This is a genomic window from Nocardia ninae NBRC 108245 (genome assembly GCF_007990755.1).
GTDB lineage: Bacteria > Actinomycetota > Actinomycetes > Mycobacteriales > Mycobacteriaceae > Nocardia > Nocardia ninae.
Window position 1 is genome coordinate 22,369 of the sequence record NZ_BJXA01000044.1, and the last position, 13,337, is coordinate 35,705.

13 protein-coding genes and 1 pseudogene are annotated in these 13,337 nt (G+C 65.6%); 6 read left to right on the plus strand and 8 right to left on the minus strand.

Features of this window, described 5'->3' with window-relative positions; genetic code table 11:
* The first annotated feature begins 554 nt into the window (after positions 1-554).
* Positions 555-920 (plus strand): hypothetical protein, encoded by a 366-nt coding sequence (locus NN4_RS27085; protein ID WP_246181105.1) that lies wholly within the window; start codon positions 555-557, stop codon positions 918-920.
* A 46-nt stretch (positions 921-966) separates the two neighbouring features.
* Here NN4_RS27085 and NN4_RS27090 read toward each other — a convergent pair whose 3' ends face one another.
* Positions 967-1,461 (minus strand): hypothetical protein, encoded by a 495-nt coding sequence (locus NN4_RS27090; RefSeq protein ID WP_246181106.1) that lies wholly within the window; start codon positions 1,459-1,461, stop codon positions 967-969.
* Between the two features lie 379 nt (positions 1,462-1,840).
* On the opposite strand from NN4_RS27090, the gene NN4_RS27095 reads away from it, so the two are divergent.
* From NN4_RS27095 to NN4_RS27105, 3 genes are all read left to right on the plus strand, one after another.
* Positions 1,841-2,824 carry a hypothetical protein gene (locus tag NN4_RS27095; protein WP_147137217.1) on the plus strand — a complete coding sequence of 328 codons (984 nt, stop codon included), beginning with the start codon at positions 1,841-1,843 and terminating at the stop codon, positions 2,822-2,824.
* A 114-nt stretch (positions 2,825-2,938) separates the two neighbouring features.
* Positions 2,939-3,802, plus strand: coding sequence for a hypothetical protein (locus NN4_RS27100; protein WP_147137220.1), 864 nt, complete (start codon positions 2,939-2,941; stop codon positions 3,800-3,802).
* Between the two features lie 242 nt (positions 3,803-4,044).
* Positions 4,045-4,551: a hypothetical protein gene (locus NN4_RS27105; RefSeq protein WP_147137223.1), complete on the plus strand. Its 507-nt coding sequence runs from the start codon at positions 4,045-4,047 to the stop codon at positions 4,549-4,551.
* Between the two features lie 156 nt (positions 4,552-4,707).
* Here NN4_RS27105 and NN4_RS27110 read toward each other — a convergent pair whose 3' ends face one another.
* Positions 4,708-5,406, minus strand: coding sequence for a TetR/AcrR family transcriptional regulator (locus tag NN4_RS27110; RefSeq protein ID WP_147137226.1), 699 nt, complete (start codon positions 5,404-5,406; stop codon positions 4,708-4,710).
* Between the two features lie 103 nt (positions 5,407-5,509).
* On the opposite strand from NN4_RS27110, the gene NN4_RS27115 reads away from it, so the two are divergent.
* Positions 5,510-6,487, plus strand: coding sequence for an SDR family NAD(P)-dependent oxidoreductase (locus tag NN4_RS27115; protein ID WP_186818658.1), 978 nt, complete (start codon positions 5,510-5,512; stop codon positions 6,485-6,487).
* A 357-nt stretch (positions 6,488-6,844) separates the two neighbouring features.
* Here NN4_RS27115 and mug read toward each other — a convergent pair whose 3' ends face one another.
* The 5 genes from mug to NN4_RS27140 all read right to left on the minus strand — a co-directional run bounded on the left by mug (position 6,845) and on the right by NN4_RS27140 (position 10,803).
* Complete coding sequence (mug, locus tag NN4_RS27120) at positions 6,845-7,408, minus strand: G/U mismatch-specific DNA glycosylase (protein ID WP_147137232.1); 564 nt, start codon at positions 7,406-7,408, stop codon at positions 6,845-6,847.
* Positions 7,409-7,781: 373 nt separating this feature from the next.
* Complete coding sequence (locus NN4_RS27125) at positions 7,782-8,735, minus strand: NAD(P)-dependent alcohol dehydrogenase (protein ID WP_147137235.1); 954 nt, start codon at positions 8,733-8,735, stop codon at positions 7,782-7,784.
* Between the two features lie 48 nt (positions 8,736-8,783).
* On the minus strand, positions 8,784-9,179 hold the full coding sequence (locus tag NN4_RS27130) for a hypothetical protein (RefSeq protein ID WP_222595176.1): 396 nt from the start codon (positions 9,177-9,179) through the stop codon (positions 8,784-8,786).
* Between the two features lie 140 nt (positions 9,180-9,319).
* Positions 9,320-10,183, minus strand: coding sequence for an alpha/beta fold hydrolase (locus NN4_RS27135; protein WP_147137241.1), 864 nt, complete (start codon positions 10,181-10,183; stop codon positions 9,320-9,322).
* Between the two features lie 146 nt (positions 10,184-10,329).
* Complete coding sequence (locus NN4_RS27140; protein WP_186818659.1) at positions 10,330-10,803, minus strand: GNAT family N-acetyltransferase; 474 nt, start codon at positions 10,801-10,803, stop codon at positions 10,330-10,332.
* A gap of 362 nt (positions 10,804-11,165) precedes the next feature.
* Here NN4_RS27140 and add point away from each other — a divergent pair, with 362 nt between their 5' ends.
* Complete coding sequence (add, locus tag NN4_RS27145) at positions 11,166-12,260, plus strand: adenosine deaminase (protein ID WP_222595178.1); 1,095 nt, start codon at positions 11,166-11,168, stop codon at positions 12,258-12,260.
* A 43-nt stretch (positions 12,261-12,303) separates the two neighbouring features.
* On the opposite strand, the pseudogene NN4_RS46975 reads toward add, so the two are convergent.
* A pseudogene (locus tag NN4_RS46975) lies at positions 12,304-12,654 on the minus strand (ATP dependent DNA ligase); the annotation flags it as partial.
* Positions 12,655-13,337 lie beyond the last annotated feature (683 nt).

The window sequence follows — 13,337 nt, forward strand, 5'->3', positions numbered from 1 at the left end:
CGTCCACCGGCTTCGCCGACCTCCGCGTGAGCACCGTCCGACTCCCACCATCGCTGTGACCGACCCGCCGCCCGGGCCGGGTTGCCGACCAGACCTCCCGGCACTCCGCCCGCAAACCATGCCGCAGCAGGCACCGTCGAATCAAACCGGCAGCAGCACCCAGCGCTGGATGATGCGGTTCGGTTGCCTTGGCGCCGAGGATGTTCACGGTCTTCGATACCTGTCGGGTACTCCATCGCTGTCCGCGTCGTAGGCTTCTTGTTCGATGATGACGCGATAAACCCGGTTACGGAACCGCAGCAGCACGGTGGATGGCAGTGCGGGTGCCGGCTGTGGACCATCGTCGTCGCGGGCGTGCCGTGCCCGCTGCGATGAACCTCCGCAGTGAAATAGATCGTCCGCCGCACCTCCAATCGTGAGCGAAATCGGTGATTACCCCGATGTGGACACTGCCCGGGCGGCATAAAGTTTCTTCGCGGGGGCGCGAAACATCAACGCGCCAACGTTTTTCGAACAGTCCGGGGGGCGAGGTGACAGGTATTCGTCGGTGGTCGATGACCGCTGCCGCGCTGTACACCGTGTGGGGTGTGCTGCACATGGGGCTCGGCGTCTCCATGGTGATCGGTGACCTCGCCGACGGCGCGCCCGGCACCGAGTTGGCGGCCGAAAGTCTGCTGTACTTCATTTGCGTGACCACGCTTGGGGCGCAGGCCATCTTCGTCGCGGTGACCATGAACAGGGTCAACAGTCGCCTGGGTTTTTGGCTCAACGCCGTGGTACTCGGCGTGGTCGATCTGGCCTTCTCGGTGCTGCTCGCGGCGCCCGGTTACGTCGACCTGATCGGCGCGATCGTGGGACCGGTCGTCTGGCTGCTGGCCACCGCGTGCGCGGCCGTCGCATTGCGACAGCCCTCGACCTGACAGCGGCGTCCCCGGCGGCATACCTGCCGGGGACGCCGCCGCGTACTCAGCCGAGCGTGAACGTCGCGCGGCCCGCGATGTGCTCCAGATCGACATTCTGCGGATAGACCTTGGAGTACGTGTCGATCCACGCCTCCACCTTCCCGGCGCCCGGCCCCATGCCCATGCCGGTGATCACGTTGTCCGGCAGGCCGACCACCGAGGTGCCTTCGACACGTTGCGACTGCCCGCTGGTCCGGCCGGTGTCGAGGTTGCGCCAATGCACGGTGACGAAGTAGGCCCCGCAGAACTCCCCGGTCTGCGTGATCTTCACTCGAACACCGAACACACCGGACTGCGGCTGCGGCACCGTCTCGGCACTGATGATCGCGGCACAATCGGTCCCCGGCACCCGCGTGAGAGTCGAGGAGAACTGCGTAACCGGATCGTCGGGGTTGGCGGCGGCCGACCCGGCGAATCCGCTCACCGCGGCAACCATCGCCGTCGCGACCACACCCGTGCGGAACATAAACCGTTGTAGGAAAACATTTTTCAGACTCATACCCCCTCTTTCGCCCGGCACAGCGGCGACGTTATCGATCTTCGAGCCCTCAAACTCAGGGGCTCGACAACACCGCCACTCGGTGATGGACGGGCCGAAGCGTTCGATTCCTCGAGGGGTCGGCGAATCCGATCGGTCGCGCTGGACCAGGCGAACTCCGCGCCCCGTCCCGCATGAGCGGCGTGCCGGTTCGGAGTCGAGTCTCTAACGAGTCCCTACCAGCCGCCTGCTGTTTCGTTCATGAGCTGTCGGAATCCGCTGTGTCGCACGGGGTTCGACGTGCGAATCTCGACCATTCAGCGGGTTTGGCGGTCGCGGATACCCGACAATGGTGAACACCGGCGTTTCGTTGCCGGTGGGTGGCCGATAGGAGAGCCCGATGACACAGCTCGAATCCCCTTCCACCGCACCCGATTCCCCCAAGCCCGAGCAGCCCGTAGCAACCAGCGTGTTCGTCAACGGATACATTCCGCGGCGGCGTGGGCTGATCCTACTGCTCGGTGTGCTCGCCGGGTTCCTGCTGACCGTGGTGTGGTCGGCGCCGTTCGTGGACACCACGATCGGTGGCACGGTAGCCGACGGGCTGCTCGGCCACGACGCCAAGGAAACCGCGATCACCGGCGTCGGAGCGGGCATTGTGTTCGCGTTCGTCTCCGGCCTGGCGGGCACGTTCACCGCGTGCAATATCGCCGTCTTCGGCGCGGTGGCGCCGCTGGCGGGCAGCGCGGGCGGCTGGTGGAACCGGGTGCAGGCGGTGCTGCGGCCGCTGCTGTGGATGGCGGTCGGCATGATCGTCGTGTCCGCCGCCTACGGTGTCGTGGTCGGCATCTTCGGGACCGACATGCCGCAATTCGACACCGCGCCCAGCCAACCCGGCCAGATCTCGCCGCGGCTGATCCAGTCCATGGTGGTGTTCGGCGTGATCGGGGTGATCATGACCTACCTCGGGCTGGCCGTCCTGGGTCTGGTGCGCGACCCGTTCGCCCGCATCGCCGCCCGCTTCCCGAACGCACCGCTCGTCGTCTTCGGCGCCCTGATCGGCGCCTTCCTCATCGGACGCCCGTTCCCGTTGTTCCGCAAGCTGTTCCGCGACGCCGCCGAAGAGGGCAACATCCTCTACGCCGCCAGTGCCTTCGTCCTGCAGTCCATCGGCAACATCATCATCCTCGCCGTCCTGCTCATCCTGACCGTCGTCGTCGGTGGGCGCTTGCAACGCTGGTTCCAAACCGACCCTCGCCGCGTCAGCATTCTCAGCGCCACCGCCCTGCTCACCGTCGGCGTCTTCACCTTCCTCTACTGGGATGTCCGCCTGCTCGCCATGCGCGACATCATCCCGTGGTATCCGGTGGCGCCCTGGGTGTAGGCGCAGGAGGGACCACTGCGCCTCGACTGGTTGTCAGACCGAGTGGTTAGAATCGGCGGCTGAGTTCACGACTCGGCGGGGCGGCCCCGTCCAAGCCCGGGAGGGGTTCTAGGCATGACTGATCCGCCGCGCGAATCCAGCGATCAGCCGAGCGCGGGCAGCACTGATTCTGCTGCGCGACAACCGGATCCGCCGACAGCAGGCTGGGCACCCCTGGCCTCCGGCCAGCACCAGCACGGCAGTCAGGGGCATTGGCCACCGCCTCAACCGCTACCACCGGCGTATCCGTCGCCATCGGCCGGCCGCGGCAAACCGCTGCTGATCGTAGCCGGAGTCGCCGCATTGGTGGTGATGCTGTTGATCGGCGTCGCAATCGGTTTCGTCGCCAGGGGCCGAGACAGCGTCGGTATCCCCGCCGACGCCTCGCCTGCTACCCCACAGGGACCGAGCACTTATTCGATGAGCGGCATCACCAACGCATGCGATCTGGTCGATCCGACGCCATTGACCAAGTGGGCGTCGGCACCGCGACTCGATCCCGAACACGAGGAAACGTCGCAGTCCGGCACATTCGGCGTCCTGCGCTGCAGTGTCTACTACGGCAATTCGACCGGTGACAAATTTCCGATGAATATCGCCGAGATCAGCGTCCGGGCCGATGTCACGGACGGTTCGGCTGCCCGCAAGTACGACAATTGGAAACGCACCGCCGCCGACCTCGCCGACGACGGATCGGTGGTGACGTCCGGGGAGTTCACCGGCGTCGGCACCCAGGGCTACTGGCAGTTCGAAGCCGACAACTTCGGTGGCATCGTGGACTCGAAATACGTTGTGTGCGTATGGGACGGTGGCGTCGCGGTGCAGGTAACCATCGACCTCTCCCGGGAAAAGGAATCCCCGGTGGTAGACAGGGACGAACTCGATGCGGTCGCCAGGTCCCAAGCCCGCAAAGTGCTGGACGGACTGCGACAGAAATGACCGCTTCGCCACCACCCCAGCCTCTCGCACCGCAGCAGCCTTCCCCCGGTAAGCCAGTTTTGGTCGCGGCCGGTGCCGCCGGGCTTGTCGTAGCGCTGGGCGCTGGTGTGGTGATCGGAATCCTCATCGCCGACGGCGACGGCGGCGATCAGTCCCCCGCTGTGGCGGCCTCCTCGAGTGCGCCGACGACGTCATCCACGACCACGACTCCACGCCCAGAACCTGCACCAGGAATCTATTCGATGGATGGGATCTCCAATGCGTGCGACCTGGTCGACCCCACCCCGCTGCACAAGTGGTCGTCCACACCGGACCAACCGCCCTACCATCACGAAACCGCACCGAGCGCCCATTCCCCCGGTCGCCTGTCATGCCAATTCAGCTACAAGAGCCTCGCCGGCGACGGCGCCCACTGGAATCAAGCGGCCATCGACCTCAGCGTCGAGTTCACAGCGACTGGAGCCGAACCGACCTACAACCAATGGAAACACAAGGACACCAACGGATCTGGGGTGGACTTCGGCGACATCACCGGCATCGGCACCCAAGGTTACTGGCACACCGCGGTATCGGATTCCAGCCACACAACGGGAACCGACTACGTCGTAGGTGTGCAGGACAGCAATGTTTCGGTGCGAGTACGAATTCCCATCCTGCGCCAGCACGGCGAGCCCCCGGTAAATTTGGATGAGCTCGGCGCAATCGCCAGGAACCAAGCCCAGCTGGCCCTGGACGGACTGAAGAAATAGCCGCCACCGGTCACGTTGAGATCCTCGGATCGCCGCCCTGCGCTCGGCGCCCGCGGTTCGGGTGGCAGACGTCGAAAGCTTCCGGGTTGGTGTCCTAACCGCGTTCGGTCGCCACCGCAAAGCAGTCGCCCGCGGTCGTGAGCCCATCGACTGGCCCTAACCGCCCGATGTCGGTCCTCGGCGGTCGCGGACTGCGTCGGCTCTGTGGGAAGCCGGTGAAGCGGAGTGGCCGGTGGACTCGGGTATGTCCAGTGATTCCACGCAGCGCAATGCGATCTCAGCCGCGTGTTGCATTGCGGCATGGGTCCGTTCGGGCGGCTCGCCGCATTGCAGGCTGGCGACGGCGGCGGCGCTTATCGCGCCCATCAGCGCGCCGACGACGCCGGCCGCGGTGACCTCGTCGAGTGCGTCCGGGTACGCCTTGCGCAGTGCTGCGGCGATTCGGGTCTGGCCGGTGAACATGGTGTGCAGCACGCGTGACTGAACGGCGGGTGTGGTGACTACCAGCCGGGCACGAAGCGCCGCAAGTCCTTTCGGCAGGTCACCGGTGGCGGTGTTGGCGATCATGTTCTGCATGGCTTCGGCCAATGCGTCACTGATCGGCGTGTCGGGTCGCCGTTCCTCGATGGCCCGCACTGCCAGGTCGACCCGCGTGTGGCTATCGGCCAGCAGCACGTCTTCCTTCGTGGGGAAGTGCAGGAAGAACGTGCGCTTGCTGACGTCGGCGGCCTCGGCGATATCGGCCACGCTCGTCTGGTCGTAGCCCTGTTCGGTGAACAGGCGGACGGCCGCGTCCACGAGCGCCTGCCGGGTGAGCTGCTTTTTTCGTTCGCGACGTCCGACTTCATCTGGCACTGGATGAGCATAATCACTATTCCTATCAGTGCACACGGTGTATTAGTATACTGAGTGCATTTATTTTCGGTAGTACGCGAGGCAAGAGGAGAGCGGCGTCGTGATGGGCGAGTTGACGGGACGAACGGTGTTGGTGACCGGTGCCGGACGCGGGATCGGCCGAGCCGAGGCGCTGTATCTGGCGGCCAGCGGGGCGAATGTAGTGGTGAACGACCCGGGGGTCGATATCGATGGGCACGGAGGCGACGAAAAGGTGGCCGCCACCGTGGTCGACGAGATCCGCGCCCGAGGCGGGCAGGCGGTCGCCGACACCGGCAGCGTCGCCGATTGGGCGGATGCTCAGCGCATGATCGAGCTGGCCGTCACAGCGTTCGGCGATCTGCACGCGGTGGTCAACAACGCTGCGATCGAAGTCAACAAGGGGCTCGAGCGGCTGACCGAAGCGGAGTTCGATGATGTAATCGCGGTAAAACTGAAAGGGACCTTCGCGCTGAGTCGCTGGGCCGCCGCGTACTGGCGGGGCCGGGTGGCCGACGGAACGCGCACCGACCGCGCCATCGTCAACACCGCCTCAGGCTCCGGCCTGCTCAACCCACTGCCCACGCAGACGAACTATGCGTCAGCGAACGCCGGAGTCGCGGCCATGACCACCGTGCACGCGCTGGAACTGCGGCGGTTGGGGGTTCGGGTGAACTGCATCAGCCCATCGATGGTTCGCACTCGACTGACGAACCCGGTGCCCGGCATGGACCAGGCAGTGCTGGACGGAGAACTGGACCCCAAGGACCCTTCCGTGGTCGCTCCCCTCGTCGCATACCTGGTCAGCGAGGATTGTCCACTGACCGGACAGGTCTTGTCGGTGCGCGGCGGCTCGATCCAGGTCAACCACGGTTGGTCGCGTGGCGCGCAGGTCAACAAGGAGGGTCAACTCTGGACCGTTCCCGAACTCGCGGAAACACTGGCGGCTATGCAACTGGAGGACCCGTTCGACCGGCTTGCGACCGCGCTCGGTGGCGCGCTGGGCATCCACGGCCGCGATGAATTCGAGACGATGATCAACGCGGAACTCGATAAGAACTGAGCGGTTCAGCCTATGCAAGTGCATCCTCGACGGGCCGAGAAAGGCGGAGGCACGTCCTCTTCCCCTCAACCCGCCGAGCTTGAATCACAAAACGACCCAGAAACCCACAGCCCGACAAGACACACACCTGTCAACCTTGCTGCCTGTCTGGCGAGTATGTCGGCGTCGCTTTCCAGTTCCAAGGGTTAGTACGGACCGTTCGCCGCCACGCCATTCCACTGTTCGCCGGGCGGTCCGGCCAACCGCTGATCGTGGTCGTCCGAACGCGCGTCCAGCGACTAGGACACGCAATCGACAAAATTCGCCTGCACCTGCTCGAATTCGCGCAGAGGCGATGGCACTACCGCCGAGTACGGGTCAACCGGTTTCGACCACCTCACGCAGCGCGCGGAATTCCGCGGCGAGGGCGTCGAGTGTGTAGTGGGCGTTGAGCCCGCTGGGGTTGGGCAGGACCCATATCGCGGTCTCACCGATCCGCTCGGTTTGCGGGCCGATTGTGGTGCGCGGGCGACCGAAAGCCGTGCGGTAGGCGCCGATACCGAGTACGGCCAGTACTCGGGGGCGATACTGCTCGACCCGATCGACCAGGGCGCGTCCACCGGCGCGCAGTTCGTCGGCGGTCAGTTGCTCGGCTTTGGCGGTCGTGCGGGCGGCCACATTCGTGATCCCCAAGCCCAGCCCGAGCATTTCTTGCTGTTCGTCGGGCCGCAACTGACGCGGTGTAAAGCCGGACCGATGCAAGGCCGGCCAGAACCTATTTCCCGGACGAGCAAAGTGATATCCGGTCGCCCCGGACCACAGGCCCGGATTGATCCCGCAGAACAGCACATGCAAGCCGGGTCCGATCACATCGGGAACAGTCTTGTCCTGCGCCGCGGCCAGATCCGCGGGCGTCGGCCGCGCTGACGAACCAGAACCCATTCCCTCAGTCTGCCGAGTGCCCGGCCGACCACCCGCTGCAGGGGGACATTCCACCGCGTTTCCAGCAAGCCGGATCGCGGGTCAGCTTCGACAACCGACTTCCACCTCGTCAGCGACTCCAGTAATGGAAGAGGCCCCGCGCCGGGCGTCTCCGGTGCGGGGCCTCAAGCTGAAAAGAGCTGCTAGGCGCTACTTTTCAGCAGTGAACGTCACTCTACTTCAGACCTCCTTGGCCTCGCGCCGAGGCCGATGCAGAATCGGATCGGTGTCACAGCCCAATCCAATCAACCCAGCTGACCTGCATGGACACGTGGAACCTCACGCTGTGTGACCGCTTTCAGCAGGCCAGCCCTGAAGCACCAGGACCCGCAAATCAGCGGATCTGGACCACCACTTTGCCCAGGGCGCGTCCTGTACCAACGTGGGACAGCGCTTTCGCGGTCTCGTCGAGCGGGAAGGTGTGGTCGACGTGGATTCCGATCCTGCCTGCGACACACGCCCCCGCGAGGGGTGTGAAGTGCGCGGGCCCTTCCTGCACCGCGAGGACTCCGAGAGAACGCCCGGTCACCAATCCGGTGAGCACGCCGACCGTCGCCATCCGGAGCAACGCGCTTGTGGTGCCGCCGACGCAGCGGTACCGGCCGCCGCGGGCGACCGACCTGCGGTAGGCGAAGACCGACCGGTAAGCGACGAGGTCGAGTACTCGGTCGTATGGTCCGGTTCGGGTGAAGTTCTCGACGCGATAGTCGATAACCTCGTCGGCGCCGAGCGTGCGCATGAACGTCAGCTTGTCGGCGTTGTCGACCGCGGTCACGTGCGCCCCGGCGTTCTTAGCCAACTGGATCGCGAACGCTCCGGATCCGCCGCCCGCTCCGTTGATCAACACCGACATTCCGGCAGCGATATCGGCCGTGCCCTGTAGGGCGATCGCCCCGGCTTGGGGCAGGGTCGACGCTTCGGCGAAGCTCAGCGACGCCGGTTTGTGGGCCAGCGCCGATGCAGCAGCCACGGCATATTCAGCGAATCCGCCCTTGAGCATCAGATTGTCGCCGTAGACCTCGTCACCGGGCGCGAACTGGGTGACCTCGGTGCCGACGGCTTCGACCCGTCCGGCGATATCGGATCCGAGAACCCGGCGACCGGGAGTCCGGAGCCCGCCGATGCGCGAATACAGCGGCGTCCCCCGCAATGTCTCCCAGTCGGAGAGGTTGATCGACGTCGCATACACCTGGACGAGCACCTGTTTCGGCGCCGGCGACGGCGTCGGGATATCCGCGATCGACAGCACCTCGGGGCCGCCGTAGCGGTCGTACACGACGGCCCTCATGCGATACCGGAGCGGAGGATCGAGCGACAGCCTGACACGTGACAAAGCCTAGTCGGCGGGCCGCTCCGCGGGCGGCGAACTGTGCGCCCGCCTTACCGGGCCGAGCCCGACGTAATCGCTTGCGGCGACGGCGTATCCGGCGCCAAGGAAACGAGGCAGGTCCGGCGTGTGATCAACCGGCCCGACGGCACCGCCGTTCCGGCTCGCCACGCAATCCTCGGTCATCCCGGAGATACCGTCCCCAGTAAACGACCGGCCAGCCACGTTGCGGCTTCCCTCGGGCACGTAGACCATGCCCCCGCTGATCACCGACCCTTCGCTCTGCCCGGTCGTGCGATAGACGAGCCGAAAACCGCTGCCCGCGTGCGGAATCAACTCGGAACCTTGCAGTAGCGCAGGGTCGACCACAGTTCCCGGCGCCATCAGATCGCGCAGGCCCAACACACTTACATGGCCCTGAGGCCAGTGTCGAGTAGCCGCTGGGCGCGCTGACCGAAGCGGTCACGTGGAAGTCGCCGGCGTGCCAGAGCCGTTGCGGCTCAGGACATCCGATGGTGCCGACGACAGCATGGGTACCGCGACACCTATCCGAGGAATCGGATAAGGGTTTCGGCGAGTTGAGCGGGGTTTTCCTCGGCCATGTGGTGACCGGATTCGATGCGAGCGGATGTCAGCTCGCCGCTGACCCAGGATCGCCAGATGTCGGCGGGGTCGCCGTAGAGATCTTCCATGTCGTCCCTGGTGGACCAGGCGACCAGGGTGGCGCAAGTGATCGTGCGTCGTGCCGCTCGGTCCGCCTCGTCGTTTGCGCGATCGATGGTCAGTCCGGCTCGATAGTCCTCCAGCATGGCGCGCACGGTGGCCGGATCGCTGACCGCGCGTGCCATATCGCGGTAGTTCTCGTGCCCCATGGTATTCGCGTCGGGCCGATACCAGGCGAGGGGATCGGCGGTGATCACACGCTCGGCGTGCGGGGCGGCACCGAAGAAGAACCAGTGCCACCATTTCGCGGCGAACCGGGCGTCGGCGCGTTCGAGTGCCTCGAGGATCGGCACACTGTCCAAGACGACAAGGCGGGTGACGGAGTCGGGATGATCGAGCGCGGTTCGGTAGGCGACGTAACTGCCGCGGTCATGGCCTACCACGGCGAATCGGTGATGACCCCGGCTGCGCATCAGGGCGACGATGTCGGCTGCCATGGTGCGGTCGCAGTAGACCTCGTGCCTTTCGTCGGGGGCAGGTTTGGACGAGCGGCCGTAGCCGCGCAGGTCGGGACACACGACGGTGAAACCCGCCAGAGCAAGCTGCGGGGCCACTCGGTACCAGGTTGTGTGGGTCCGGGGATGTCCGTGCAACAACACCACCGCCGGCCCCTGACCCCCGCTTCTCCCATGAATGGTCACGGAGCCACCAACGGAGACGTCCCACTCCTCGAAGCTGTCGAACACCGCACCATGGTCTCACCGTCGAGAACCGACCGCTCGAGCCGCGCTCAGTGGTGAGATCCGGTGCGGCGCACAATATCCGCAAGCCGACACGCGCCCCGTCTGGGTGAGACGAGAGCACCCCGCGTGGGGACACCGAATCGAGCAGGTCAGAGCATCATTTCGAGGATCAGTTCGTCATGGATCTCGATGCCGTAGTTACCGATATCGGGAATGCTGGATTTGAGGGTGCGGGCGCTGTCGACGGCGCCCGGCGTTACTGCGGTGATCCGCATGCCACGGCGTTGATAGAAACGCAGGGCGTCGAGGTTGTCGTTGGTGGTGACCAGCCAGACCCGTCGAGCGGCGGCCTCGCGTGCGCACTCGGCGGCCGCGGTGAACAGGGCGGTGCCAATTCCAGAGTGCTGTTCGCTCGCGTCCAAGGTGATTATCTCGAGGCTGTCGCCGTCGAGGGTGTAGGTCAGCAAGCCGACGGCGCGACCGTCTCGTTCGGCGAGTAGCGCCGGTAGCCGAGAGGCATCGTAGCTGGTGCCGTGGGCGATCACGGTTGTGCTACTCCAGGACTCGGTCAGCAGAGTGGCGACGGTGTCCAGATCGGTAGCGATGGCGGGGCGAACGAGCATGCGTGTCATCGTGACGTCGGTCGGGGTTTGTGGTCACCTGAATTTCGGTGTCCCCACCATAACCGGCGATCGCCGCCGAGCCGAACGCACTCTCTTGCCGCTGTGCGCGCTGAGCGAACCGGCCACGCGGTGGGGGCCGACGGGCCAGACCCCGGTGCGGCTCAGAACATCCGATAGTGCCGACGAGCGGAAGTCCGCCGGGCGCGGAACTCGGTTGTGCGCGAAGAACTCCGCTGCGTCGCCGTCTGTGGGCGATACCGCAGCACGGATATGGTCCTGAATCAGACATCCTCTACGGATACGAGCAGGGCGACAACTTCACCGCAAACTGATGGAAATGGATTCGATCTAGGTTCGGGACCATGACATCGCCGCATCGCGTGCCGGGCGCGACACCCAACCGCCGAACTGTGCTTCGTTACTCTGGGATGGCCGGTGCGGCGTTGGGCGTGGGTTTGTTCGCCGGTTGCGCCGAGGACTCGCCGGCCGGCTCGGACACAAATGCTTCCCGGGAGGCCACGATCACGATTCCGCGCTACGAGTTGCACTGTCACCTCGACGGTTCCGTTCGTCCTGACACCGTCGCCGCGCTCGCGCGCGAGCAGGGTATCGCGCTGGACAAGCCGGTCGAACAGTTGGTGACCGCCCCGCCGCGCTGCGATAGTTTGAAGACTTTCTTGGGCTATATCGATTTTCCGCTACAAGTTCTCCAGACTCCGGACGCGCTGACCCGCACCGCCAGGGAGCTGGTTCAGGACTGGCACGCAGACGGTGTCGTGTACGGGGAAGTGCGATTCGCCCCGCAACTGCACGGCCGCAACGGTATGAGCATCGACGACGCCGTGCGGGCTGTGGCTGCGGGCTTGGCTCAGGGGCGTACGGACACGAGCGTGCGGACCGGTTTGCTGTTGTGCTGCCTGCGTCACCAGAGTCCGGATCAGAGCCTGGCCGTCGCTGAGGCCGCGGTCGGTAACCGCGGGGTGGTCGCCGGGCTCGATCTCGCCGGTGACGAGGCCGCCTATCGCGCCGGAATCCACCGGGAGGCCTTCGATCTCGTGCATCGGGCGGGCGTGCCCGCCACCGTGCACGCCGGTGAGGCCGCCGGCGCGGAAAGCATGTGGGAAGCCATCGATGTGCTGGGCGCGCGGCGTATCGGTCACGGGGTGCGCTGTGTCAGCGACCGAGCGCTCGTCGAGCGGCTCCGCACCGAGCGGATCGCGCTGGAGATGTGCCCGACGAGCAACGTGCAGACCGGAGCCGTGGCCGGTCTCGACGCCCACCCTGCCGTCCCACTGCTCGGCGAAGGGCTCACCATCACCATCAGCACCGATACCCGGACCACCTCGGCGACCACCCTGAGAGGTGAATTCCAGGCGTTGCGCGCCAACCCGAAATGGGCCGAGCCGTACGAGGCTCTCGCTCAGGACAACGCGGCCTACGCCGCCTTCGATCACTGATCCCACACTGGTGTGCGACATTTCCGACGACTGTCGTGCCGGAGAACTCCCGATACTCCACGGACCCGACGAGGAGGGGCGTGACCCAGCGGACGCCGCGGGCCCGGGCCGGCGCGAGATCGAAGGGGCTGTCGGGTCGAGCGAGCTCGTCGAGCTGTTCGCGCAGCGCCTGGCGCATCGCACGAGTGAAACCCGTGCCTACATGGCCCACATAGACGAATGCCGAATCCTCGGCGTAGGCTCCCAGCACCAACGATCCGACGCTTTCGCGTAGGCCGCCGCTGGTTGGAATCCAGCCTGCCACAACAACTTCCGTCGTCTTGCGCAGCACCGATTTGATCCACAGCCGGCAGCGGCGGCCGGGTTGACAAGCGGAATCGAGGCGCTTGGACACGATGCCCTCGAGTCGTGCTGGCGGGCCACGTCGAGCATGGTGTCGCGTCCACGGTCCAGTAGGGCGGGGTCAGCACCAGCCGCCCGGACAGTGCGAGATCGTCGAGGATCTCGCGGCGGGCAACGTAGGGCATGCCGATCAACGACCGGCCTTGATACTCCAGCACATCGAAGGCAACCAGCTGCACGCCGACGCTGCGGATCAGCGCGGCGGCTACCTCGGGAAACGAGCCGGTCACCTCGTTGCCGTTTCGCGAGATCAATTTCAGTGTGTCGGAAACGTATGCGGCAGCGCGGATTCCGTCGTATTTCACCTCATAGTCCCTTCTCTGAACTAACGGGCCAGCGACGGCGTCGAGCGCACCCACGCGCTCAACCACCCACGCCCCCACACCGGCACCGGATATCCACGATTGACCACCTCGCCCAACGACCCGAAGCGGCCTCATCCGAGCGCGGCTGTTCAATCCGGTCGCTGTGGTTCGCGGATGAGTAGCGGAGGACGCCCTGTCGGGCCGCAGGTCTCGCCAGCTGGTGCCGGTAACGCCCACGCCGCCAGAGTTGACGAAGCCAAGCTCGTCAGCCTCGGCTGTAGTCGAACCGAATGCATGGACCTGAAGAACTACAACACAGGCACCCCGGTAACTCTGGAGGGTTGCGACCACTCCACCAACGGAAGTAACA